Source organism: Paraburkholderia sp. BL6669N2 (assembly GCF_003387275.1).
GTDB lineage: Bacteria > Pseudomonadota > Gammaproteobacteria > Burkholderiales > Burkholderiaceae > Paraburkholderia.
Genome location: NZ_QUNA01000001.1, coordinates 4,017,724 through 4,040,457, shown reverse-complemented (window position 1 = coordinate 4,040,457; position 22,734 = coordinate 4,017,724). Strand labels below are relative to the sequence as shown.

Annotated in this window: 21 protein-coding genes; 14 read left to right on the top strand and 7 right to left on the bottom strand. The window is 63.0% G+C overall.

Annotation, left to right across the window (positions count from 1 at the left end):
• Positions 1 to 168: 168 nt before the first annotated feature.
• Together B0G80_RS18450 and B0G80_RS18445 are read right to left on the bottom strand one after the other, a co-directional pair.
• Positions 169 to 705 carry a single-stranded DNA-binding protein gene (locus tag B0G80_RS18450; RefSeq protein ID WP_106282086.1) on the bottom strand — a complete coding sequence of 179 codons (537 nt, stop codon included), beginning with the start codon at positions 703 to 705 and terminating at the stop codon, positions 169 to 171.
• A gap of 136 nt (positions 706 to 841) precedes the next feature.
• On the bottom strand, positions 842 to 2,029 hold the full coding sequence (locus tag B0G80_RS18445) for an MFS transporter (protein ID WP_181919980.1): 1,188 nt from the start codon (positions 2,027 to 2,029) through the stop codon (positions 842 to 844).
• A gap of 345 nt (positions 2,030 to 2,374) precedes the next feature.
• Between B0G80_RS18445 and uvrA the strand changes: the two genes are divergently transcribed.
• The 3 genes from uvrA (at position 2,375) to B0G80_RS18430 (ending at position 7,783) form a co-directional block, all read left to right on the top strand.
• A complete protein-coding gene (uvrA, locus tag B0G80_RS18440) occupies positions 2,375 to 5,248 on the top strand; it encodes an excinuclease ABC subunit UvrA (protein WP_116118922.1) in 2,874 nt (957 codons plus the stop codon).
• A 37-nt stretch (positions 5,249 to 5,285) separates the two neighbouring features.
• Positions 5,286 to 6,371 (top strand): AI-2E family transporter, encoded by a 1,086-nt coding sequence (locus tag B0G80_RS18435; protein WP_106282090.1) that lies wholly within the window; start codon positions 5,286 to 5,288, stop codon positions 6,369 to 6,371.
• Between the two features lie 185 nt (positions 6,372 to 6,556).
• Entirely contained in the window at positions 6,557 to 7,783 is a 1,227-nt protein-coding gene (locus B0G80_RS18430) for a PepSY domain-containing protein (protein ID WP_116118921.1), read from the top strand.
• 81 nt (positions 7,784 to 7,864) lie between these two features.
• On the opposite strand, the gene purU is transcribed toward B0G80_RS18430, so the two are convergent.
• From purU to B0G80_RS18405, 5 genes are all read right to left on the bottom strand, one after another.
• Positions 7,865 to 8,734 carry a formyltetrahydrofolate deformylase gene (purU, locus tag B0G80_RS18425; protein ID WP_116118920.1) on the bottom strand — a complete coding sequence of 290 codons (870 nt, stop codon included), beginning with the start codon at positions 8,732 to 8,734 and terminating at the stop codon, positions 7,865 to 7,867.
• A gap of 100 nt (positions 8,735 to 8,834) precedes the next feature.
• Positions 8,835 to 9,698 carry a DUF4743 domain-containing protein gene (locus B0G80_RS18420; protein WP_116118919.1) on the bottom strand — a complete coding sequence of 288 codons (864 nt, stop codon included), beginning with the start codon at positions 9,696 to 9,698 and terminating at the stop codon, positions 8,835 to 8,837.
• Between the two features lie 33 nt (positions 9,699 to 9,731).
• The gene (locus B0G80_RS18415; protein WP_116118918.1) at positions 9,732 to 10,346 is read right to left on the bottom strand and encodes a LysE family translocator; all 615 of its coding nucleotides are present in this window, start codon (positions 10,344 to 10,346) and stop codon (positions 9,732 to 9,734) included.
• A gap of 55 nt (positions 10,347 to 10,401) precedes the next feature.
• Positions 10,402 to 10,968 carry an adenine phosphoribosyltransferase gene (locus B0G80_RS18410; RefSeq protein ID WP_116118917.1) on the bottom strand — a complete coding sequence of 189 codons (567 nt, stop codon included), beginning with the start codon at positions 10,966 to 10,968 and terminating at the stop codon, positions 10,402 to 10,404.
• A 90-nt stretch (positions 10,969 to 11,058) separates the two neighbouring features.
• Positions 11,059 to 13,062: a cation:proton antiporter gene (locus tag B0G80_RS18405; RefSeq protein WP_116118916.1), complete on the bottom strand. Its 2,004-nt coding sequence runs from the start codon at positions 13,060 to 13,062 to the stop codon at positions 11,059 to 11,061.
• A 161-nt stretch (positions 13,063 to 13,223) separates the two neighbouring features.
• On the opposite strand from B0G80_RS18405, the gene kdsD reads away from it, so the two are divergent.
• The 11 genes from kdsD to B0G80_RS18350 all read left to right on the top strand — a co-directional run bounded on the left by kdsD (position 13,224) and on the right by B0G80_RS18350 (position 22,727).
• Positions 13,224 to 14,207 carry an arabinose 5-phosphate isomerase KdsD gene (kdsD, locus tag B0G80_RS18400; RefSeq protein ID WP_116118915.1) on the top strand — a complete coding sequence of 328 codons (984 nt, stop codon included), beginning with the start codon at positions 13,224 to 13,226 and terminating at the stop codon, positions 14,205 to 14,207.
• Positions 14,207 to 14,767, top strand: a complete 561-nt coding sequence (locus B0G80_RS18395; RefSeq protein ID WP_106282105.1) for an HAD family hydrolase — start codon at positions 14,207 to 14,209, stop codon at positions 14,765 to 14,767. Before kdsD ends, B0G80_RS18395 begins: the two co-directional genes overlap by 1 nt.
• Positions 14,764 to 15,372: an LPS export ABC transporter periplasmic protein LptC gene (gene lptC, locus B0G80_RS18390; protein WP_012431662.1), complete on the top strand. Its 609-nt coding sequence runs from the start codon at positions 14,764 to 14,766 to the stop codon at positions 15,370 to 15,372. Before B0G80_RS18395 ends, lptC begins: the two co-directional genes overlap by 4 nt.
• A 20-nt stretch (positions 15,373 to 15,392) precedes the next feature.
• A complete protein-coding gene (gene lptA / locus B0G80_RS18385; protein WP_106282107.1) occupies positions 15,393 to 16,064 on the top strand; it encodes a lipopolysaccharide transport periplasmic protein LptA in 672 nt (223 codons plus the stop codon).
• Positions 16,061 to 16,846: an LPS export ABC transporter ATP-binding protein gene (lptB, locus tag B0G80_RS18380; protein WP_116118914.1), complete on the top strand. Its 786-nt coding sequence runs from the start codon at positions 16,061 to 16,063 to the stop codon at positions 16,844 to 16,846. Before lptA ends, lptB begins: the two co-directional genes overlap by 4 nt.
• A 187-nt stretch (positions 16,847 to 17,033) precedes the next feature.
• Positions 17,034 to 18,545: an RNA polymerase factor sigma-54 gene (locus B0G80_RS18375; RefSeq protein WP_116118913.1), complete on the top strand. Its 1,512-nt coding sequence runs from the start codon at positions 17,034 to 17,036 to the stop codon at positions 18,543 to 18,545.
• Between the two features lie 249 nt (positions 18,546 to 18,794).
• Positions 18,795 to 19,151 (top strand): ribosome hibernation-promoting factor, HPF/YfiA family, encoded by a 357-nt coding sequence (gene hpf / locus B0G80_RS18370; protein WP_106282113.1) that lies wholly within the window; start codon positions 18,795 to 18,797, stop codon positions 19,149 to 19,151.
• A gap of 298 nt (positions 19,152 to 19,449) precedes the next feature.
• Positions 19,450 to 19,965 (top strand): PTS sugar transporter subunit IIA, encoded by a 516-nt coding sequence (locus B0G80_RS18365; protein ID WP_012431657.1) that lies wholly within the window; start codon positions 19,450 to 19,452, stop codon positions 19,963 to 19,965.
• Between the two features lie 127 nt (positions 19,966 to 20,092).
• The gene (gene hprK, locus B0G80_RS18360; protein WP_012431656.1) at positions 20,093 to 21,061 is read left to right on the top strand and encodes an HPr(Ser) kinase/phosphatase; all 969 of its coding nucleotides are present in this window, start codon (positions 20,093 to 20,095) and stop codon (positions 21,059 to 21,061) included.
• A 97-nt stretch (positions 21,062 to 21,158) separates the two neighbouring features.
• Positions 21,159 to 22,052, top strand: a complete 894-nt coding sequence (gene rapZ, locus B0G80_RS18355) for an RNase adapter RapZ (protein ID WP_106282307.1) — start codon at positions 21,159 to 21,161, stop codon at positions 22,050 to 22,052.
• A gap of 39 nt (positions 22,053 to 22,091) precedes the next feature.
• Positions 22,092 to 22,727: an LON peptidase substrate-binding domain-containing protein gene (locus tag B0G80_RS18350; protein WP_012431654.1), complete on the top strand. Its 636-nt coding sequence runs from the start codon at positions 22,092 to 22,094 to the stop codon at positions 22,725 to 22,727.
• Positions 22,728 to 22,734: the final 7 nt, after the last annotated feature.

Sequence of the window (22,734 nt, the reverse complement as noted above, 5' to 3'; positions counted from 1 at the left end):
TCGCACTTCGCTCGCGATGCTGCAAGCGGCCAGGCCGTCCCGGGCGTCCACGCATGTCCGATGAAAACAGGACATCCCGATTGTGGCTCAGGCTGGTACTGGACTTGAAAAAAAACCCCGCTGCTTGAGCGGGGTTCATTGCATCAGTTCTGCGCGAGTGCGGATGAATCAGAACGGAATATCGTCATCCATCTCATCAAACCCGCCGCCAGCCGGCGCGCTCGGACGGCTCGCGCCGCCACCGCCACCACCGCTGCCGCCACGCGCACCACCGCCCGACACAGCGCGGCCGCCACCGCCGCCGCCGCTACGTTCCGACGGTTCGCCACGGCTGTAGCCGCCTTCGTCGCCACCACCGCCCATCGAACCGCCGCGACCGCCCAGCATTTGCATCTGTTCGGCGACGATTTCCGTCGAGTAACGGTCGGTGCCGTCTTGCGCCTGCCACTTACGGGTGCGGATGCGCCCTTCCAGGTACACCGACGAGCCCTTCTTCAGATATTCGGAGACGATTTCCGCGAGGCGGCCGAAGAACGACACGCGGTGCCATTCGGTCGCTTCCTTCATTTCGCCGGACGCCTTGTCCTTGTACCGATCCGTCGTTGCAAGGCGGATGTTCGCCACTGCGTCGCCGCTCGGCAGATAACGGACTTCCGGATCGGCTCCGAGATTGCCGACGAGAATGACCTTGTTCACGGATGCCATGAGTTTCTCCTGTTGATTCCGTTACGGGCGGCGCGGCAATACACGGTTTCGCGTTTCAGGGCCGGCAGGCCCGAGACCGGAACTGCGCCTCTGCCCGCCGCCGGGTGAGTTCTGGGTAAGTTCGGGATGCGCCGTATTACGCTTTGCGCGGCGGCTGTTTCATCTTTGCGGCGATTATAAGCCAGCACAAGACGAGCCCCGAACACGTAAAAAAGACAGCGCTCTGACCATCCACTTTCAGCAGCCAACCGCCGACCACACCGCCCAGCGCAAGACCGATCGACTGTGTGGTGTTGTACACGCCGGCCGCCGCGCCCTTGCGGGTTCCCGGCGCCAGCTTCGACACCAGCGAAGGCTGCGAAGCCTCAAGAATATTGAAGCCCAAAAAGTACACAAAAAGGATCGCCGCCACACTCAGAATCGTATGCGGAGCGACGCCCAATAACAACTGTCCGATAAGGATAAGACCGATCGCGGAAAGCAGCACGATTTTCATCTTGCCGCGCTTTTCAGCGGCGATGATCGCGGGCACCATCATCACGAACGAAAGGCCCATGACCGGCAAATACACTTTCCAGTGCGACGCGACCGGCAGGCCGCCCGCTTCGAGAATGCGCGGCACGACGAGGAACAGTGCGGTTTGCGTGGCATGCAGGACCAGCACGCCGAAGTTCAGACGCAGCAGCTCGACGTTGTGCAGCACTTCGGCGAACGGCGCGCGCACGTGCACCGGCTTCGGCGCATCGGGCACGATCCACAGCACCACGCCGATCGCCAGAATCGAGAAGATGCCGACCAGCGTAAACAGCCCGCTCATGCCGACCCACTGGAACACGATCGGCGCACCGACGATCGCCACCGCGAACGACACGCCGATGCTGCCGCCCACCATCGCCATGGCCTTGGTGCGATGTTCCTCGGAGGTCAGGTCGGCGATAAACGCGATCACCGCCGACGACACCGCGCCCATGCCCTGAATCACCCGTCCGACGATGATCCACGTCATGTCGTGCGCGCCCGCCGCGACGAAGCTGCCGAGCGCGAAAATCAGCAAACCGGTCGCAATGACCGGTTTGCGGCCGACCTTGTCGGAAACCCAACCGTAAAAGATGTACAGCATGGACTGCGTCACGCCGTATGCGCCGAGCGCGATACCCACCAGCAGCACGTTGTCGCCGCCGGGGATGGTCTTCGCGTAGATCGAGAACACCGGCATGATCATGAACAGACCGAGCATACGCAGCGCAAAGATGGCGGCAAGCGACACGGTCGCGCGCAGTTCAGGCGCGCTCATGCGTGAGGAAATGGCGGACGGATTGGACATCGGGAGCGTTCGTAGATTGAGCTGGGCGGCACACCGCGGACAGGCACAGCGGCGGAGCGGCCACGCCCGCGAGGCTTACCGCAAGACGGCGGGCCGGCAGCGCCGCGGCGTTCAAGCCGACAGCCTTCCTGCATTCCCGCTGGCGCCTCGCGGTGCCTCGTGTTGCCTTGTACTCGCGGAAAATGGCCCCAAGTTAGACGTCTTCCCCGCGGCGCTGGACCGCTGCCTTACAGCACGCCTCGACGCCTCTTCAGGCTGTCAGGAAGCCGTAACGGCGGTCTTGAAAAGTCGTTATAGTAGCAGGTTTAGCCTCTTCCTTTTTCCGCCAGTTCATGGAATAAATCCGTGGAACAAATCCGTATTCGTGGGGCTCGCACCCACAACCTGAAGAACGTCAACCTCGATTTACCCCGTCACAAGCTCGTTGTCATCACGGGCCTCTCAGGCTCGGGCAAATCGTCGCTGGCGTTCGACACGCTTTACGCGGAAGGACAACGGCGCTACGTCGAAAGTCTCTCCGCCTACGCACGCCAGTTCCTGCAACTGATGGAGAAACCGGACGTCGATCTGATCGAAGGCCTGTCGCCGGCGATCTCGATCGAACAGAAGGCGACCTCGCACAATCCGCGTTCCACGGTCGGCACCGTCACCGAAATTCACGACTATCTGCGTCTGTTGTTCGCGCGGGTCGGCACGCCTTACTGTCCGGACCACGAAATTCCGCTGGAAGCGCAAAGCGTCTCGCAGATGGTCGACGCCGCGCTCGCGTTGCCGGAAGAAACGAAGCTGATGATCCTCGCGCCCGTGGTGGCGAACCGCAAGGGCGAGCACGTCGAACTGTTCGAGGAAATGCAGGCGCAAGGCTTTATCCGCTTCCGCGTGCGCTCCGGCGGCGGCACCGCCAATGAAGGCGTCGCGAAGATCTATGAAGTCGACTCGCTGCCCAAGCTGAAGAAGAACGACAAGCACACCATCGACGTGGTCGTGGACCGCCTGAAAGTGCGCCCCGACATGAAGCAGCGTCTCGCCGAATCGTTCGAAACGGCGCTGCGTCTCGCCGACGGCCGCGCGATCGCGCTCGAAATGGATACGGACAAGGAGCATCTGTTCAGCTCGAAGTTCGCCTGCCCGATCTGCTCGTACTCGCTGCAGGAGCTGGAGCCGCGCCTCTTCTCGTTCAATAACCCAATGGGCGCGTGCCCGGAATGCGACGGCCTCGGCCAGATCACCTTCTTCGATCCGAAGCGGGTGGTCGCGCATCCGTCGCTGTCGCTCGCGGCGGGCGCCGTGAAGGGCTGGGACCGGCGCAATCAGTTCTACTTCCAGATGCTGCAAAGTCTCGCGGCATTCTACGAGTTCGACATCGACACGGCCGTCGAAGACTTGCCGGAGAAAGTCCGCAAGATCCTGCTGTTCGGTTCGGGCAAGCAGGAGATCCCGTTCTCGTACATCAACGAACGTGGCCGTACTTCGGTGCGTGAGCATGTATTCGAAGGGATCATCCCGAATCTGGAGCGGCGTTACCGCGAGACCGATTCAGTCGCGGTGCGCGAAGAACTCGCCAAGTATCAGAACAATCAGCCCTGCCCGGCCTGCGCCGGCACGCGGCTGCGGCGCGAAGCCCGCTTCGTGCGGATCGGCACGGACGGCGACGCGCGCGGCATCTTCGAAATCAGCGGCTGGCCGTTGCGCGACGCGCTCGGCTATTTCCAGACGCTGCGTCTGGAAGGCTCGAAGCGCGAAATCGCCGACAAGGTGGTCAAGGAAATCGTCGCGCGGCTGATGTTCCTGAACAACGTCGGGCTGGATTATCTGTCGCTGGAGCGCAGCGCGGAAACGCTGTCGGGCGGCGAGGCGCAGCGCATTCGCCTCGCGTCGCAGATCGGCTCGGGCCTGACCGGCGTGATGTACGTGCTGGACGAGCCGTCCATCGGCCTGCATCAGCGCGATAACGACCGGCTGATCGCCACGCTCAAGCATCTGCGCGACCTCGGCAACTCGGTGATCGTCGTCGAGCACGACGAGGACATGATCCGCATGGCCGACTACGTGGTCGACATGGGGCCGGGCGCCGGCGAACACGGCGGCATGGTGATCGCCGAGGGCACGCCCAAGCAGGTGCAGGCGAACGCGGCGTCGATGACCGGGCAGTACATGTCCGGCGCGCGCAACATCGAATTCCCCGACGAACGCAAGGAGCCCGACGATAAGCGCCTGCGAATCGTCGAGGCGTACGGCAACAATTTGCAGCACGTGTCGCTGGACCTGCCGGTCGGCCTGCTCACCTGCGTGACCGGCGTGTCGGGTTCGGGCAAGTCCACGCTCATCAACGACACGCTGTACCACGCGGTCGCGCATCACCTGTACGGCTCGGCCACGGAGCCGGCGCCGTATGAATCGATCGAAGGCCTTGAGCACTTCGACAAGGTCATCAACGTCGACCAGTCGCCGATCGGCCGCACACCGCGCTCGAACCCGGCCACCTACACGGGCCTCTTCACGCCGATCCGCGAACTGTTCGCGGGCGTGCCCGCGGCGAAGGAACGCGGCTATGAAGCCGGCCGCTTCTCGTTCAACGTGAAGGGCGGCCGCTGCGAGTCCTGCCAGGGCGACGGCGTGCTGAAAGTCGAGATGCACTTCCTGCCCGACGTGTACGTGCCGTGCGACGTCTGTCACGGCAAGCGCTACAACCGCGAAACGCTGGACGTGCAGTACAAAGGCAAGAACATCAGTGAAGTGCTCGACATGACGGTGGAGAACGCCTATGAGTTCTTCAAGCCGGTGCCGGTCGTTGCGCGCAAGCTGAAAACCTTGCTGGACGTGGGTCTGGGCTATATCCGGCTGGGCCAGTCGGCGACCACGCTGTCGGGCGGCGAGGCGCAGCGGGTCAAACTATCTTTGGAACTGAGCAAGCGTGATACGGGTCGCACGCTATACATACTTGATGAGCCGACCACCGGCTTGCACTTTCATGACATCGCCTTGTTGCTCGAAGTGATTCATCGATTACGCGACCAGGGTAATACCGTCGTGATCATCGAGCATAATCTCGATGTAATAAAGACTGCGGACTGGGTCATCGATCTCGGTCCGGAAGGCGGAGCGGGCGGCGGCCAGATCATCGCCCAAGGCACGCCTGAACAAGTTGCGAAATCAAAGGCAAGTTTTACCGGCAAGTACCTGGCGCCTCTGCTGAAACGCGCGGCCAGTAAAAAGTAAGTAACGCGGCACAACTCGGTTGGAGACGGAATAAGCCATGGCCAAGCGGAATCAGGCGCGCGACGACGGGCAAGTGCAGGACCTACGCCCACGCCCGGTCAGGCTGACGAGCGACATGAGCCTGCCGAAGCTGTCGGCGGTTGAAATCGGCAGTTATATCGTGATGCTGTTCGGCATGTGGGCGGTCATCGAACTCCGGCTGCTCGGCGCGTTGCTCGCCGGGCTGCTGGTGTTCCAACTGGTTCACACCATCGCGCCGCGCATCGAGCGCCACATGTCGAGCAAGCGGGCGCGTTGGCTCGCGGTGGTGTTCCTGGCCACGGTGATCGTGGGCGCGTTGACGGGGCTCACGCTCGGCATCATCGAGCATTTCGAGAACGACGTGCCGAGCGTGCAGAAGCTGCTCGACCAGGCCATGCAGCTGATCGACCAGGCGCGCGGCCGGATTCCGCAATTCGTCGCCAACTATCTGCCGGTCGATACCGAACAGATGAAGACCAAGGCGGCGGAGTTGATGCAGACGCACGCCAACATGCTGCAGCAAAGCGGCAAGACCGCGGCGCGCGCGTTCACGCATATCCTGATCGGCATGATTATCGGCGCGATCATCGCGGTCGGCGCGCAGAAGCATATGCAGCGGCTGCCGCTATCCACGGCGTTCGTCACACGCGTGACACGTTTCGCCGACGCGTTTCGCCGCATCGTGTTCGCTCAGGTAAAGATCTCGGCGATCAACGCGGCCTTCACGGGCATCTTCCTGCTGGTGATTCTGCCGATCTTCCACGACACGCTGCCGTTGTCGAAGACGCTGGTGCTGGTCACGTTCATCGTCGGCTTGCTGCCGGTGATCGGCAATCTGATCTCGAACACGATCATCGTCGCGGTGGCGCTCTCGGTGAGCTTTCCCGCGGCGGTCATGTCGCTCGTATTCCTGATCCTGATTCACAAGCTCGAGTACTTCCTGAACGCGCGCATCGTGGGCGGACAGATCGAGGCGCGCGCGTGGGAATTGCTGATCGCCATGCTCATCATGGAAGCCGCGTTCGGTCTTCCCGGCGTGGTCGCGGCGCCGATTTTCTACGCGTACATCAAGCGGGAACTGATCTACTTGCGGTTGGTTTGAGGCGGCGGGAAGCGCGCCACCGGAACGGAAACAGCGGCGCTTCGGCGCCGTTTTTCATTGGTCGCACGTTTACGGAGAACTTGCGGCGCACGGCAACACTCCCGTAAGATGCGAACAATTCCTATTTACGAAGCGTGTGCCGTGACACCCCTTTCCAAGCCCTGCTCCATCGCGACGGCTCGCCTATGAGGCGTCAGCTCGTCCGTCTGCACCGCTGGTTCGGTGTCGCCACAGCGCTGTTTCTGTTCGTCGCCGGCCTGACTGGCGCGATCATCGCGTGGGACCATGAGCTCGATGCGGCGCTGAACCCATCCTTCTTCAAAGCCCGCAGCGCCGGTCCGGCGCTGTCGGGCCTGGAGTTGGCTCATCGCGTGGAAGCGGCCGATTCGCGTCTTCAGGTGGCGTATCTGCCGCTGGCCGCCGAGCCAGGCCATACGCTGCAAATGATGGTGCTGCCGAGAACCGACCCGGGCACCCGGAAGCCCTACCCGCTAGACTTCAACCAGATTGCCGTCGACCCCGCCACCGGCGAGATCCAGGGGCGCCGCGAATGGGGCGTCGCCTCGCTCGCGCGGCTCAATCTGATCCCGTTCATCTACAAGCTGCACTACACGCTGCAACTGCCGTTTACCGGCGGCGTGGACATCGGCACGTGGTTGATGGGGATCGTCGGCATCATCTGGTTGTTCGACAGCGTAATCGCGTTGTGGCTGTCGTTTCCGAGCGTCAAGGCATGGCGCAAGTCGTTCGCGTTTCGCCTCGGGCGCGGCGGCTATACGTTCACTTTCGATTTGCACCGCTCGGGCGGCGTGTGGATCTGGGGCCTGCTGGTGATCGTTGCGCTGACATCGGTATCGATGAATCTCTCCGCGCCGGTGGTGCGGCCCATCGTGTCGCTGTTCTCGAAGCTCACGCCGGACCCGATCAACAACCCTGAAATCCTGCGCGCCCCGCAACCGGGTGACCCCGTGTTGAGCCGCGAACGCATCGTGCAACTGGCCGAGCAGGCAGGCCGCGCGCAGAACCTCGGCGTCGCGCCGGGCGGCATCTACTACGCGGAATTCATGCATGCATACGGCGTCGGTTTCTACGCGACCGGCAACGATCACGGCGACTTCGGCCTCGGCGTCCCGTGGATGTATTGGGATGCGGCCACCGGCAAGCAACTTGGCGCGCAGATCCCCGGCAGGGGTACGGCGGGCGATATTTTCGTGCAGGTGCAATTCCCTCTGCATTCGGGACGCATCCTCGGTCTCGGCGGACGGATTCTGATTAGCGCTGTCGGCATCGCGGTCGCCGTGTTGAGCGCGACGGGGCTGCTAATCTGGCTGAAGAAGCTCAGCGCGCGCCGCCGTTCGGCGCAGAACGCCAGTCTCGCGCGCGAAGCGGGCCGGTCCGCGGCGCGCTCCTGAAATGCGGGCAAACAAAAAGGCGGCGCCGGAATCATCCGGACGCCGCCTTCCATACCGAGCCTGCTAACAACAGCTTTTCGCTTAGCGAAACACGACCGACTTGCTGCCGTTCAACACGACGCGATGCTCCACGTGCCACTTCACCGCACGCGCCAGCGTCACGCACTCCACGTCGCGGCCGATCGCCGTGAGTTGCTCCGGCGTCATGCTGTGGTCGACCCGCTCCACTTCCTGTTCGATGATCGGACCTTCGTCGAGATCCGTCGTCACGTAATGAGCGGTCGCGCCGATCAGTTTCACGCCGCGATCGAACGCCTGGTAGTACGGCTTCGCGCCCTTGAAGCTCGGCAGAAACGAATGATGAATGTTGATCGCGCGGCCGGCCAACGCTTCGCACAGCTTCGGCGACAGAATCTGCATATAGCGCGCAAGCACCACCAGGTCGGCTTGATGCTCGTCGATCACTTCGAGCACGCGCGCTTCCTGTGCGGCCTTCGCGTCGGGCGTGGCGCCCAGCAGCGGGAAATGATGGAACGGAATGTCGTAGCTGGCGGCGAGCTGATAGAACTCCTTGTGGTTCGAGATGATCGCCGGAATCTCGATACCCAGCTGGCCGGTGCGGTAGCGGAACAGCAGATCGTTCAGGCAATGGCCGATCTTCGACACCATGATCACCACGCGCGGCTTGACCGACGCGTCGTGCAACTCCCAGCGCATGCCGAACTGCCCGGCGAGCGTCGCGAACGACTCGCGTAGCGCCTGCAGACCCGGATCGCCGCCCACCTGCTGGAAATGCACGCGCATGAAGAACTCGCCGGTGCGGCTGTCGCCGAACTGCGCGGAGTCGAGAATATTGCTGCCACGCTCGAACAGAAAGCCCGATACGGCGTGAACGATGCCGGGCCGGTCGGCGCACGACAGTTTGAGGATAAAGCTGTGATCGGTCGACATGACCTGGGTGACTCCCTTCTTCAATGCGTGGTTTGTTCGGTGTGTCTGGTTCGACGCAGCGCGCTTCGGCATGGTCGTCGCACGCGCACCGATGCGGCGCTCAGGCGAATACCGGCGGCACGAACAACGCCTCGATGCCGGTACACGCGTCTTCATCGATCCAGCGGCGGCGCAGCAGGCAATCCAGCGTGGCCAGGCTCGCGTCGACGGTCATGGCGCCCTCCTCGATCCAGCGCGCCGCTTCGTCGATACGCGCGAGCCGGTGTTCACCCACTTCGCCATCCTGATTGCGCGGCGCGAAATCGGCCGGCAGCGCGAGGTCGTAGATAAAAATCTGTTCGGCCTGCGTGCCTTCCGGCAACGATTGCAGCACATGCGCAGTGCGCCCCGCCACGGCGCGAGTGGCGATTTCCTCGGGAATGCCGGCTTCTTCCCAGCATTCCTTGACGATCGTTTCCGCGACGCCGAAGCCCCAGCCGATCCCGCCCGCCACGACATTGTCGAGCATGCCCGGGTCGGTCGCCTTGGTGTCGCTGCGGCGCGCGATCCACAATTGCGGCGCGCCACGGGGCGCCCCGCTATCCGCGTATTCTACGACGCCGTTCAGATGGACCGCGTAGGTCATCGTGCCGAAGAAGCGCGACGCCGCGCGTTCGATATACGCGAGCGGCGGCGCATCGAACGCATTGCGGATCGCGTAGGTCTCGTTGCGCCAGCCCGGAATGCAGTCTTCAGCGGCGAGCGCGCCGATCACGGAACCGAGCGCGGCGCTGCGCAAATCCACCGTATTGAATGCGGGCGCCAGAGTCACACGGCCACTGTCGATATCGAACACATCGGGCCAGCGCGCAAGTAATGGCACATCGCCCGTGCGGATCCAGCCGACCTGCTCGGCGTCGATACAGAACGGCACATGCGCCTGCACGTCGAAGCGGCGCGCGGCGGTAATGCATGGCAAAGTCATTTAACGCTCCAAACTAATGTCCGCGCAATCCCGTCAATCACGCAACGCGACGCGAATCCCGATTGCGATGAACGTGGCGCCGGCCAGGCGATCGAGCCATACACCGACACGCGGACGGCGTTTCAGCCAACCGCCGATCATCCCCGCGCACACGCCGAACAGCGAAAACACCACCACCGTCTGCAGCATGAACAGCACGCCGAGTTCGAGCATCTGCAGCGTGACGCTTTGCGTGCCGTGCGGCTGCACGAACTGCGGCAGGAACACCACGAAGAACAACGTCACCTTCGGGTTCAGCAGATTGCCGAGCACGCTCTGGCGAAACACCGCCATCAACGGCTGCGGCGGGCGCTCGTGCGCGGTCGCGAGACCCTGGCTGCGCAGCGCCTTGATGCCGATCCAGATCAGATACGCGGCGCCGGCCAGTTTGATGACTTCGAAGGCCACCGGCGACGAGCGCAGCAACGCGGCCACGCCGAGCGCGGCGAGCGTCGTGTGAAACGTGATGCCGGCCGCAAAGCCGAGCGCCGCGACGAGCCCCGCCGCGCGACCCTGCGAGATGCCGCGTGCGAGCACTTGCAGATTGTCCGGGCCGGGCGCCATGGTAATGGCGATCGATGTGGCGAGAAACAGCAGGAAGTTGGGCATCGTTCTTACCTTCTTATGGACGAGAAGAAGTTCACCGCGGCTTGGCCGCGTGCGATCAATGACCGTCGAATCGGGTCACCGTATAAAGCGCGAGGCCGCCCTCGCTGAGCAGCTTCGAACCGCCGAGCTCGGGCAGATCGATGATCGCTGCGCCTTCCACGACAACCGCGCCGAGTCGCTCGAGCAGCATCTTGCCGGCCATCATCGTGCCGCCGGTCGCGATCAGATCGTCGATGATCACCACGCGGTCGCCCGGCTTGCAGGCGTCCTCATGAATCTCGACGGTCGCCGTGCCGTATTCGAGCTCATATGATTGCCCGACCCGCTTGTAGGGCAGTTTGCCCGCCTTGCGGATCGGAATGAAGCCGAGGTTCAGTTCGTACGCGAGAATCGGCCCGAAGATGAAACCGCGCGCTTCGAGCCCGGCAACGTAGTCGAGCTTCGCGTCGATATAACGCTGCACGAACAGATCGATCAGCACGCGCAGCGACTTCGGCTCCTGCAGGAGCGGCGTGATGTCGCGAAACTGCACGCCCGGCTGCGGCCAGTCGGGCACCGTGCGAATGTGGCTTTTGATGTAGTCGGCCGCATCGAGCGGCGCGCTCGCGAGCGCGTTGGACATGATGTCTCCGGATGGACCTCGACAGGTCCGATGAAAAACTAAACGAGCGGCGGCCCGGCAGGCTCGCCTAGCCAGGCATGAGCGCAAATTTCAGGCTGCGGCGGCGCCTGCGCGCCGGTGCTTCGAGAGCCGTTCCTCGGCCTCCGCCAACTGTTCCGGCAACCCGCGCAACACCACGATGTCGCTCGCGCGCAGCTTGGTGGACGGGTCCGGCTCGACGCCGCGAATGCCGTGCCGGCGGATCGCCGTCACTTCGACACCGATCTCGAACAGGCCCAGGTCCGCGAGCGTCCGGCCTACCGCGTCCGCGTTTTCGTCGACCGGCACCGATTGTAGCCGCACCTGTTCGTGGCCGTCGTCGTCGTCGACGTCGTCGGCGCCGTGGAAATAGCCGCGCAGCAGCGCGTAGCGTTCATCGCGCATCTCTTCCACGCGACGCACCACGCGCCGCATCGGCACGCCCATCACCACGAGCGTGTGCGAGGCGAGCATCAGACTGCCTTCGACGATTTCCGGAATCACCTCGGTCGCGCCCGCTGCCAGCAGTTTTTCCAGATCGGCGTCATCGACAGTACGAACGATCACCGGCAACGTCGGCTCCAGTTCGTGGATGTTGTGCAGCACGCGCAATGCCGACGGCGTATTCGCATAGGTGATCGCAATCGTTGCCGCCCGATGGATACCGGCTGCAAGCAGCGACTCGCGCCGCCCGGCATCGCCGAACACGACCGATTCACCCGCAGCCGCGGCTGCCGCGACTCGATCGGGATCGAGGTCGAGCGCGACGTATGACAAACCTTCATGTTCCAGCATGCGCGCCAGATTCTGCCCGGCCCGGCCGTAGCCGCAAATGATCACGTGGCCGCTTTGTTTGAGACTCTGCGTGGCGATGCGCGTCATTTGCAACGACTGCATCATCCATTCAGTCGACGACAACCGCAGTACGATCCGATCCGCGTTCTGGATCATGAACGGCGCGGCCAGCATCGACAGCAGCATGGCTGCGAGAATCGCCTGCAGCAGGGTGGCGTCGACGAGATGCTTGTCGAGAATCAGATTCAGCAGCACGAAGCCGAACTCGCCCGCTTGCGCGAGGCCGATGCCGGTGCGCATCGCGACGCCCGGCGACGCGCCGAACAGGCGCGAAAGGCCCGTGACCATGATCGCTTTCAGCAGAATCGGGCCGATCAGAAAGCCGAGCACGATCAGCGGATGCTCCCAGATCACGCGCGGATTGAGCAGCATGCCGGTGGTAATGAAGAAGAGCCCGAGCAGCACGTCGCGAAACGGCTTGATGTCTTCTTCCACCTGATGCCGGTACGGCGTCTCGGCGATCAGCATGCCGGCGATGAACGCGCCGAGCGCGAGCGACAAGCCGAACTTGTCCGTGATGAACGCGCAACCCAGCGTCACCAGCAACAGATTGAGAATGAACAGTTCCTGCGAGCGGCGCCGCGCCACCACGTTGAACCAGCGCGTCATGAAGCGCTGGCCCACGATCAACAGCAGCGACAACGCCACGACGATCTTGATGGCCGCCACGCCGAGCGAACTGACGAGATCCTCGGAATTGCCACCCAGCGCAGCGATGACGATGAGCAGCGGCACCACCGCCAGATCCTGAAACAGCAGCACGCCGAAAATATTGCGGCCGTGCTCGGTCTCGATCTCGAGCCGCTCCGCCAGCATCTTGCTGACGATCGCCGTCGACGACATGGCGAGCGCGCCGCCCAGCGCCACGCTCGCTTGCCACGTGATGTGCACCCAGCGCTCCAGCACGAAGCCGAGCGAGACCGCCACCGCGATCGTGCCGATCACCTGCAACAGGCCGAGGCCGAACACGAGGCGGCGCATCGAGCGCAGCTTGGCGAGTGAGAACTCCAGCCCGATCGAAAACATCAGGAACACCACGCCGAACTCGGCGAGGTTCTGCGCGCCCGCCGAGTCGGGAATCAGACCGAACGCATGCGGACCGACGACGATGCCCACCGTCAGATAGCCGAGCATCGGCGGAAGATTCAGAAAGCGAAACACCACCACGCCTGCCACCGATGCCAGCAGCAGGAACAGCGTCATTTCGAGGGGGGAAATCATCGGCAAAAACGCATCGGTAAAGCGTCCTCGTTCGTCAGCGGAACCGCGCACGAGAAACGCCGTGCGACAAGGTTGAGGGGCCGTTAAAGGCAGCGATAAAGACAGCGGCTCGGCACAGCAGGCCCGGCGCGGCGAACAGGCGCCTTTGCTATACTTCGCGAATGATAGCGAAAATCAATGGCGACCGGGCACTCGCGCTCGCTCGCGACGTGCTCGACATCGAAGCGGACGCCGTGCGCGCGCTTCGCGATCAACTCGACGATGGTTTCGTCGGGGCGGTCGACTTCATCCTGGGTTGCCGCGGGCGCGTGGTCGTTTCCGGCATCGGCAAATCCGGCCACGTGGCCCGCAAGCTCGCGGCCACGCTCGCCAGCACCGGCACGCCGGCGTTCTTCGTGCATCCCGCTGAAGCCAGCCACGGCGACCTCGGCATGGTCACCGCCGAGGACGTGTTCCTCGCGCTGTCCAATTCCGGTGAAACCGAAGAACTCGTGGCGATCCTGCCGCTCATCAAGCGGCTCGGCGCAAAGCTGATTGCCATGACGGGCCGTCCGTCATCGAGTCTCGCACAACTGGCCGACGTGCACCTGAATTCCGGTGTGTCGAAAGAAGCCTGCCCGATGAATCTTGCGCCCACCGCCAGCACCACCGCCGCGCTCGCGCTCGGCGACGCGCTCGCGGTCGCGGTGCTCGACGCGCGCGGCTTCGGGCGCGACGACTTCGCGCGCTCGCATCCGGGCGGCGCGCTCGGCCGGCGCCTGCTCACTTATGTCCGCGACGTCATGCGTACCGGCGACCAGGTGCCGAAGGTCACGCCCGACGCCACCGTGCGCGACGCGCTGTTTCAGTTGACCGCCAAGCGCATGGGCATGACCGCGATCGTCGATCAGGATGAGCGCGTCGCCGGCATCTTTACCGACGGCGACCTGCGCCGCGTGCTCGAACGCGACGGCGATTTCCGCGAACTGTCGATCGCCTCGGTCATGACCGCCGGCCCGCGCACCATCGGTCCGGATCAACTCGCGGTCGAAGCCGTGGAACTGATGGAGCGCCACCGGATCAATCAGATGCTGGTCGTCGACGAAGCAGGCAAGCTGATCGGCGCACTCAACATGCACGACCTGTTCTCGAAGAAGGTGATCTGATGGCCATTGCTCCGCCCACCGCGACCGAACGCGCAAGCCGCGTCAAGCTGATGATTTTCGACGTCGACGGCGTGCTGACCGACGGCGGCCTGCTGTTCACGGCGGAAGGCGACACGATGAAGGGCTTCCATTCCATGGACGGCCACGGCATGAAGCTGCTGCGCGAGGCCGGCATCGAGACGGCGATCATCACGGGGCGCAAGTCGGGGATCGTCGCGGTACGGGCGAAGGAAATGAACGTCACGCACGTCTATCAGGGCGTGCAGGACAAACCTCAGGCGTTCGCGGACCTGTTGCAGCAAACCGGCCTGAGCGCCGAAGAATGCGGCTACATGGGCGACGACTGGGTCGATCTCGCCGTGATGCTGAAGGTCGGCTTCGCGGCCGCGCCGGCCAACTCGCATCCTGAAGTGATCGCGCGCGCCCATTGGGTCAGCGAGGCACGCGGCGGCCACGGCGCGGCGCGTGAAGTCGTGGATACGCTGCTGCGCGCGCAGCACAAGTACGAAGCGCTGCTCGCGGCCGCCTGTAGCGGCGAACAGCGGGGCCTCGTCGGATGAACCAGTTTCGCCTGACGTCACTGATTCCGCTGGTCGCCATGGCTGCGCTCGCCGGTATCACGTGGTGGCTGCTGCAAGCCACCCTGCCCCGGCAGAACGAAGGCGTGGTGCGCCCCAAGGAGCACACGCCGGACTACTTCGCCGACAACTTCTCGGTTTCCGAACTCGATCAGTCGGGCTCGACGCAATACCGGCTGACCGCCCAGTCGCTGATCCATTACGAAGACGACGAGCTGAGCGACCTGGTCAAGCCGGCCATGCGCGCGTTCCAGCCCGGCAAGCCGATCGTCACGGCAACCGGCGACACCGGCAAGGTGAACGGTGACGCGTCGATCGTCGATCTGTACGACAACGCGCGCATCGTGCGGGCGCCCGGCTACGGAGATCCGCAGATGCAAGCGGATTCGCAGCATTTTAGGGTGCTGGTCAACGACGATGTGATCGAGACTGAAAAGCCGGTTAAACTTCAGCGCGGCATGTCGGTGATGACTGCCAGCGGCATGAACTACAACAACGTCACCCGGGTGATGCAGCTGTTCGGCAACGTGAAAGGCAACATCGCCCCGTCCGAAGCAGGCGGCAGCTCGCCCAAGCAACCCGGGTAATCCATTCCAGGCGTGACTGCATGAACGAATCGTTCCCCCGTTTTGATACCGGCCGCCCGCGCACCCTGTCCGCGTGGCGCGCCGGACTCGCTGCGCTGATCGTCGCGTTGCCGCTTGCCGGCTTCGCGCCGCTCGCGCACGCCGACCGTGCCGACAAGGACAAGCCGCTGAACATCGAAGCGGACAACATGACTTACGACGACCTGAAGCAGGTCAACATCTTCACAGGCCATGTGGTCGCCACCAAAGGCACGATCGTCATCAAGGCCGATCGTGTCGAAGTGACGCAAGACCCGCAGGGCTATCAGTACGCCACCGGCACCTCGAGCGGCGGCAATCTGTCGTACTTCCGCCAGAAGCGCGAAGGCCTCGACGAATACATTGAAGGCACAGCTGTTCGTATCGACTACGACGGCAAGCAGGATCTGACCACGCTTACCACCAACGCTACCGTGAAGCGCCTGCAAGGCCTCTCCACGGTGATGGACCAGGTGCACGGCAGCGTCGTCACGTACGACGGCCAAAACGACTTCTACACGGCGAAGGCGGGCAAGGACGTCGCCGGCCCGGGCAACCCGACTGGCCGCGTGCGCGCCATGCTGTCGCCGCGCAATGGCGGCGCAGCGCCGCTGAACGGCGCGTCGGCCACGCTTGCGCCGTCCACGACGATCCAGGGAGCCCCGAACCAGTGAGCACCTCAGCGTCCCTCCCCAATCGCAAGCCGGCCGGCACCAGCAGTTCGCTGGTGGTGCGCAACCTGAAAAAGCGTTACGGCTCGCGCACGGTCGTCAAAGACGTGTCGCTCGACGTGAAAAGCGGCGAAGTGGTCGGTCTGCTCGGCCCCAACGGCGCGGGCAAAACCACTTCGTTCTATATGATCGTCGGCCTCGTGCCGCTCGACGCGGGCGAGATCGATCTGGACGGCAAGTCGATCAGCCTGCTGCCGATCCATAAGCGCGCTTCGCTGGGTTTGTCGTATCTGCCGCAGGAAGCTTCGGTGTTCCGCAAGCTGAGCGTCGAAGAAAACATTCGCGCGGTGCTGGAATTGCAGCACGAAGACAACGGCGCGCGGCTCAGCAAGGACGCCATCACGAGCCGCACGGAAGCCTTGCTCGACGAGTTGCAGATTGCGCACTTGCGCGAAAATCCGGCGCTCTCGCTGTCGGGCGGCGAGCGTCGCCGGGTCGAGATCGCCCGGGCGCTGGCTACCAATCCGAGCTTTATTCTGCTCGACGAACCGTTTGCGGGCGTCGACCCGATCGCCGTGCTGGAAATTCAGAAGATCGTTAAATTTCTGAAGCAGCGCAATATCGGCGTGCTGATCACCGACCACAACGTGCGTGAAACGCTCGGCATCTGCGATCACGCCTACATCATCAGCGACGGCAGCGTGCTGGCCGCCGGCGCGCCGAGCGACATCATCGAAAACGAAAGCGTGCGGCGCGTCTATCTGGGCGAGCACTTCCGCATGTAAGCGCATGAGGGATTACCGGCCGTGCGAGCGCGCACCGGCCGGTCCCTCCATGCGGCAACCGCACATCCGCATTTTTGAGCCGGGCCGTCTTGCGCCCGTCGCCGCCCAAAACTGGCGCACGCGTAATTGCGAATGTCGCAAGGTATCGCGGTCGTGGCAAACTCTCTACAATGAATCTCAACTTGCCATGAAAGCCAGCCTCCAACTCCGCCTATCGCAGCATCTTGCGCTGACGCCGCAGCTGCAGCAGTCCATCCGGCTGCTTCAGTTGTCTACGCTCGAACTGCAGCAAGAAGTTGCAATGGCGATCTCGCAGAATCCGCTCCTCGAAAACGAGGACGACTGGATCGCGAGCCCGCTGCGCGTAGCGGCCGACGGCTCGCTGATCGCGCAGGCGCCCAACTCCTCCGCGCCGCCCGACCAGATGGGCGGCAATACGTCGTCCTCGTCCAGCAGCGAGCGCGCCGAGAACGGCGAACCTCAGGGCGTCGACGAATACAACGGCCTTGCGGGCGACGGCAACGGCGACGCGTCCCAATGGAATCTCGACGACTACGGCCGCTCCGGCAACGCCTCTGACGACGACGACCTGCCGCCGCTGCAAATCCATGAATCGAGCACCTCGCTGCGCGATCACCTGATGGCGCAATTGCGGGTCACCCAGGCAAGCCAGCGCGACCGGGCGCTGATCACCTTCCTGATCGAATCACTCGACGACGACGGCTACCTGGCCGCCACGCTCGAAGAAGTGCTGGCCGATCTGCCCGAAGAGCTCGAAGTCGACCTCGACGAAATGAACGCCGCGCTGGCGCTGCTGCATAGCTTCGACCCGGCCGGGGTCGGTGCGCGCTCCGCGTCGGAATGTCTCAAGCTGCAATTGTTGCGGCTCGATGGCTCGCCTACACGCACGCTCGCGCTCGACATCGTCGCTCACCATCTCGAACTGCTCGCGGCGCGCGATTTCACGCGACTGCGCAAGCATCTGAAGGCCAATGACGACGATCTGCGCGATGCGCACGTGCTGATCCGCTCGCTCGAACCGTTTCCGGGCGCGGCCTATGGCAAGGCCGAAGCGGACTATGTGGTTCCGGACATCATGGTGCGCAAAACGGCACAGGGCTGGCAAGCCGAGTTGAACCCAGAGGTCGTACCGAAGCTGCGAATTAATCATCTGTACGCGAATATTCTGCGCAATAACCGGGGCGATCCGGGCAGTGGTTCGTTGCGCCAGCAACTGCAGGAAGCGCGTTGGCTGATCAAAAATATCCAGCAGCGTTTTGAGACGATTCTGCGCGTGGCGCAGGCAATTGTGGAACGTCAGAAGAGCTTTTTTGTCCACGGCGAAATTGCCATGCGCCCCTTGGTTTTGCGGGAAATTGCTGATACGCTGGGCCTACACGAGTCAACTGTCTCGCGTGTGACAACCGGTAAATACATGCTGACCCCATTCGGGACGCTTGAATTTAAGTACTTCTTCGGATCACACGTTTCGACTGACACGGGCGGCGCGGCGTCTTCAACGGCGATCCGCGCGCTCATCAAGCAACTGATAGGAGCGGAAAACCCGAAATCTCCTCTTTCGGACAGTCGCATAGCCGAACTGCTGGCGGAACAGGGCTTCGTGGTCGCACGGCGTACCGTTGCGAAGTACCGTGAAGCGCTGAAGATCCCGGCAGTCAACCTGCGCAAGTCTCTGTAGCGCGCCCCCAAGCTGTCGCTTCGCGCCAGCCCCCCCGAGGGGGCAAGACAACTTGGGGCGGCCCGGCGTTTGTCTTGAGCCCGTCGCCTTCCGCGGCGGGCATTTACCGGCCGCTCCGCAGTTGGCGGACAGGCCGGCCGATGCGACCTGCCAGCAGTCAGCCACCGGGGGGCGACTCAGGCAAGCCGACAGATCGACCGGACCTTCGTCATCGTGCGGACCAAGCGGCCATTAGCTTGGAGAAGCACTATGAATCTGCAGATCAGTGGACACCACCTCGAAGTAACGCCTGCGTTGCGCGAATACGTGATCACCAAACTGGATAGGGTGCTAAGACATTTTGATCAGGTCATCGACGGCAGTGTGGTCCTCTCGGTCGACAACCACAAGGAAAAGGAAAAGCGTCAAAAGGTTGAAATCAACCTGCATCTCAAGGGCAAGGACATCTTTGTCGAGAGCTGTGACAGCGACCTGTACGCTGCGATCGATCTGATGATCGACAAGCTTGACCGGCAAGTCATCCGCCATAAGGATCGTCTGCAAGGCCATGCGCATGAGGCGATCAAGTATCAACCGGCGCCGCAACTCGACGTGCCGCCGCAATAAGGGAAACCAGAAGGCGCTTTTCGTTTCTTCATTAGCTCTTCGTCTTCCCTTAACCAGCGAAACCGCCCGGACCCGGGCGGTTTTTTGTTTCCGGACGCTGCTTTTCGCGCGGCGTCGCACCCTGTGCCCACGCTTCAAAAGAACTCAATACGCATTGATGGCGCGCCGCACCATCCGTGGCTACCCTGTTCTATAATGTTCCGGTTACCATCGGGGTCAGGTAAGCTCAAGCGAAAGTCGGTCGGCCGGAGTCCTGCGCTTTCGGACTCCAACGCATGTCGCCGTGAGCATCGAACGAATGGAACGCCACTCAAACGCCCCAGCGAGGAGAACCCAGGCCACGTTTTCGCCTGTCAACATGAATCGTTTAGCCAAATTTCTTCCCCTCGAGAACGTCGTCGTCGGACTATCGGTCACCAGCAAGAAACGTGTGTTCGAGCAAGCGGGCCTGATCTTCGAGAACCAGAACGGCATCGCCCGTAGCACGGTCACTGACAATCTGTTCGCGCGCGAGCGCCTCGGATCGACTGGCCTTGGTGAAGGCGTGGCGATTCCGCATGGCCGGATCAAAGGCTTGAAGCAGCCGCTCGCCGCGTTCGTCCGTCTTGCCGAACCCATCCCCTTCGAATCGCCCGACGGTCAGCCGGTCTCGTTGCTCATCTTCCTGCTCGTGCCCGAACAGGCCACCCAACAGCACCTCGAAATCCTTTCGGAAATCGCGCAGTTGCTGTCCGATCGCGAAGCCCGCGAGCGCCTGCATACGGAAGAAGACCGCGAATCATTGCATCGCCTGCTCACTCAGTGGCAACCTTGATGCATCGGCGGTTATCCGCACGCCGGTGATCCGCGCAGGTGCGGATACAGTCTGACAACGCAACCGGCCCGCGCTAGCGCGGCCGTTGCTTTGTCCGGCAAGCGGCCCACAATGGAGTCACTGACTCATGGATACGTCCAGCATCAACGCCCAAAGCATTTTCGACGATAACGCGGCCATGCTGAAGCTCAGCTGGCTGACGGGGCATGAAGGCTGGGAGCGCGGCTTTTCTTCGGAATCGGTCGCCAATGCCACGTCGAGCGCCGACCTCGTCGGCCACTTGAACCTGATCCACCCGAACCGGATCCAGGTGCTCGGCGACGCCGAAATCGACTACTACAAGCGCCAAACCGACGAAGACCGCTCGCGCCACATGGCCGAGCTGATTGCGTTGGAACCGCCGTTTCTAGTGGTGGCGGGCGGCGTCGCCGCGCCGCCGGAACTGGTCCTGCGCTGCACGCGCTCGTCCACGCCGCTGTTCACCACGCCGATGTCCGCCGCCGCAGTGATCGACAGCCTGCGCCTCTACATGTCGCGCATTCTCGCGCCGCGTGCCACGTTGCACGGCGTGTTTCTCGACATTCTCGGCATGGGCGTGCTGCTCACTGGCGACTCAGGCCTCGGCAAGAGCGAACTCGGGCTGGAACTGATCAGCCGCGGCCACGGCCTCGTTGCCGACGACGCGGTCGATTTCGTGCGCCTCGGTCCCGACTTCGTCGAAGGTCGCTGCCCGCCGTTGCTGCAAAACCTGCTGGAAGTGCGCGGCCTCGGCCTGCTCGACATCAAGACGATTTTCGGTGAAACCGCGGTGCGCCGGAAAATGAAGCTCAAGCTGATCGTGCAACTGGTCCGCCGTCCCGATGGCGAATTCCAGCGGCTGCCGCTGGAAAGCCAGACGGTCGACGTGCTCGGCCTGCCGATCAGCAAGGTCACGATTCAAGTGGCGGCCGGCCGCAACCTTGCCGTGCTGGTCGAGGCCGCCGTGCGCAACACGATCTTGCAACTGCGCGGCATCGACACGCTGCGCGACTTCATGGATCGCCAGCGCCTCGCCATGCAAGACCCCGACAGCCAGTTTCCCGGCAAACTGATCTGAGTCCGCAAGACCGGGCCGTATCCGCAGTCAACGGCAGGCCGCGGGTACGCGCGGGAAGACCAGATGCTATGATGAAATGTACGGTTTTGACGACCCCATGCGCATAATCCTGATCACCGGTATATCCGGCTCCGGCAAATCAGTTGCCCTGAACGCGCTTGAAGACGCAGGCTATTACTGCGTCGACAACTTGCCGCCGCGCTTCCTGCCGCAACTGGCCTCCTATCTCGCCGAGGACGGGCAAGACCGCCTCGCGGTCGCGATCGACGCGCGCTCGAGCGCCTCGCTCGACGAAATGCCCGCCATGATCCGCGACCTGTCCCGTGCCCACGACGTACGCGTTCTGTTCCTCAACGCGAGCACGCAGTCGCTGATTCAACGCTTCTCCGAAACGCGCCGCCGCCATCCGCTGTCCGGTTCCACGTCGCACGACGCCGACGTCGGCCTGCTCACCTCGCTCGCCGAAGCGATCGAACGCGAACGTGAACTCGTGGCGGGTTTGGCGGAATTCGGCCATCAGATCGACACCAGCAATCTGCGCGCGAACGTGCTGCGTGCGTGGGTCAAGCGCTTCATCGAGCAGAAAGATTCAGGGCTCGTGCTGATGTTCGAGTCGTTCGGTTTCAAACGCGGCGTGCCGCTCGACGCGGATTTCGTGTTCGACGTGCGCACCTTGCCGAACCCGTACTACGATCATGAATTGAGGCCGCTCACCGGCCTCGATAAACCGGTGATCGATTTTCTCGATGCGCTGCCGGTCGTGCACGAAATGATCGACGACATCGAAAAATTTCTCGCCAAGTGGCTCCCGCATTTCCGCGACGACAACCGCAGTTATCTGACCGTCGCGATCGGTTGCACGGGCGGCCAGCACCGCTCGGTATTCATTGCGGAGACGCTCGCCGCGCGTCTCGCAGCGTCGGCGAATGTCATTGTGCGGCACCGCGATGCGCCGGTTGAAGCCGGCGAATCATCGAAGTTAGTGGCTTAACCGGCCGCATCGCGCGGCCTCAACTCGAAGCGTTGCGCCATGTCTTCTACTTCTACTGTGCTTGCCGATGTGCCGCTGTTTCCGCTGCATACGGTGCTGTTTCCCGACGGACTGCTGCCGCTGAAGATTTTCGAAGCGCGCTATCTCGACATGGCGCGCGACTGTCTGCGTGAAAAAACGCCGTTCGGTGTATGTCTGCTGAAAAGCGGCGCGGAAGTGGCGCGTGCGGAGGAGCCTTCGGTGCCCGAAGCAATCGGCTGTCTCGCTGAAATCGACGAGTGCGATGTCGAAGCCTTCGGCATGCTGCTGATTCGCGCGCGCGGCACGCGGCGTTTTCGTTTGCTGTCGCATCGCGTTGAATCGAGCGGTTTGCTGGTCGGCATGGCCGAGCCGCTCGGCGAGGACATGCCGCTCGAAGGCAACGAGCAATTGGCCAAATTCGGCGCATGCGCGGAAGTGCTCGAACGGATCATCGCGACGATCCGCGAACGCGATCCGGACAGCCTGCCGTTCGCGGAACCGTTCAGACTCGAAGATCCGTCATGGGTGTCGAACCGTCTTGCCGAAGTGCTGCCGATCGCGCTGCGTGCCCGCCAGAAACTGATGGAATTGCAGGACGCCGGCGCGCGAATCGACGTGGTTCATCACTACATGCAGCAGCATCAGTTACTTTGAAGGCGGG

Excerpts from the sequence above, each read along its gene's own strand:
- B0G80_RS18450 (WP_106282086.1), bottom strand. The coding sequence starts at position 705 with ATGGCATCCGTGAACAAGGTCATTCTCGTCGGCAATCTCGGAGCCGAT.
- B0G80_RS18445 (WP_181919980.1), bottom strand. The coding sequence starts at position 2,029 with ATGTCCAATCCGTCCGCCATTTCCTCACGCATGAGCGCGCCTGAACTG.
- B0G80_RS18435 (WP_106282090.1), top strand. The coding sequence starts at position 5,286 with ATGGCCAAGCGGAATCAGGCGCGCGACGACGGGCAAGTGCAGGACCTA.
- B0G80_RS18430 (WP_116118921.1), top strand. The coding sequence starts at position 6,557 with ATGAGGCGTCAGCTCGTCCGTCTGCACCGCTGGTTCGGTGTCGCCACA.
- purU (WP_116118920.1), bottom strand. The coding sequence starts at position 8,734 with ATGTCGACCGATCACAGCTTTATCCTCAAACTGTCGTGCGCCGACCGG.
- B0G80_RS18420 (WP_116118919.1), bottom strand. The coding sequence starts at position 9,698 with ATGACTTTGCCATGCATTACCGCCGCGCGCCGCTTCGACGTGCAGGCG.
- B0G80_RS18415 (WP_116118918.1), bottom strand. The coding sequence starts at position 10,346 with ATGCCCAACTTCCTGCTGTTTCTCGCCACATCGATCGCCATTACCATG.
- B0G80_RS18410 (WP_116118917.1), bottom strand. The coding sequence starts at position 10,968 with ATGTCCAACGCGCTCGCGAGCGCGCCGCTCGATGCGGCCGACTACATC.
- B0G80_RS18405 (WP_116118916.1), bottom strand. The coding sequence starts at position 13,062 with ATGATTTCCCCCCTCGAAATGACGCTGTTCCTGCTGCTGGCATCGGTG.
- kdsD (WP_116118915.1), top strand. The coding sequence starts at position 13,224 with ATGATAGCGAAAATCAATGGCGACCGGGCACTCGCGCTCGCTCGCGAC.
- B0G80_RS18395 (WP_106282105.1), top strand. The coding sequence starts at position 14,207 with ATGGCCATTGCTCCGCCCACCGCGACCGAACGCGCAAGCCGCGTCAAG.
- lptC (WP_012431662.1), top strand. The coding sequence starts at position 14,764 with ATGAACCAGTTTCGCCTGACGTCACTGATTCCGCTGGTCGCCATGGCT.
- lptA (WP_106282107.1), top strand. The coding sequence starts at position 15,393 with ATGAACGAATCGTTCCCCCGTTTTGATACCGGCCGCCCGCGCACCCTG.
- B0G80_RS18375 (WP_116118913.1), top strand. The coding sequence starts at position 17,034 with ATGAAAGCCAGCCTCCAACTCCGCCTATCGCAGCATCTTGCGCTGACG.
- hpf (WP_106282113.1), top strand. The coding sequence starts at position 18,795 with ATGAATCTGCAGATCAGTGGACACCACCTCGAAGTAACGCCTGCGTTG.
- B0G80_RS18365 (WP_012431657.1), top strand. The coding sequence starts at position 19,450 with ATGGAACGCCACTCAAACGCCCCAGCGAGGAGAACCCAGGCCACGTTT.
- hprK (WP_012431656.1), top strand. The coding sequence starts at position 20,093 with ATGGATACGTCCAGCATCAACGCCCAAAGCATTTTCGACGATAACGCG.
- rapZ (WP_106282307.1), top strand. The coding sequence starts at position 21,159 with ATGCGCATAATCCTGATCACCGGTATATCCGGCTCCGGCAAATCAGTT.
- B0G80_RS18350 (WP_012431654.1), top strand. The coding sequence starts at position 22,092 with ATGTCTTCTACTTCTACTGTGCTTGCCGATGTGCCGCTGTTTCCGCTG.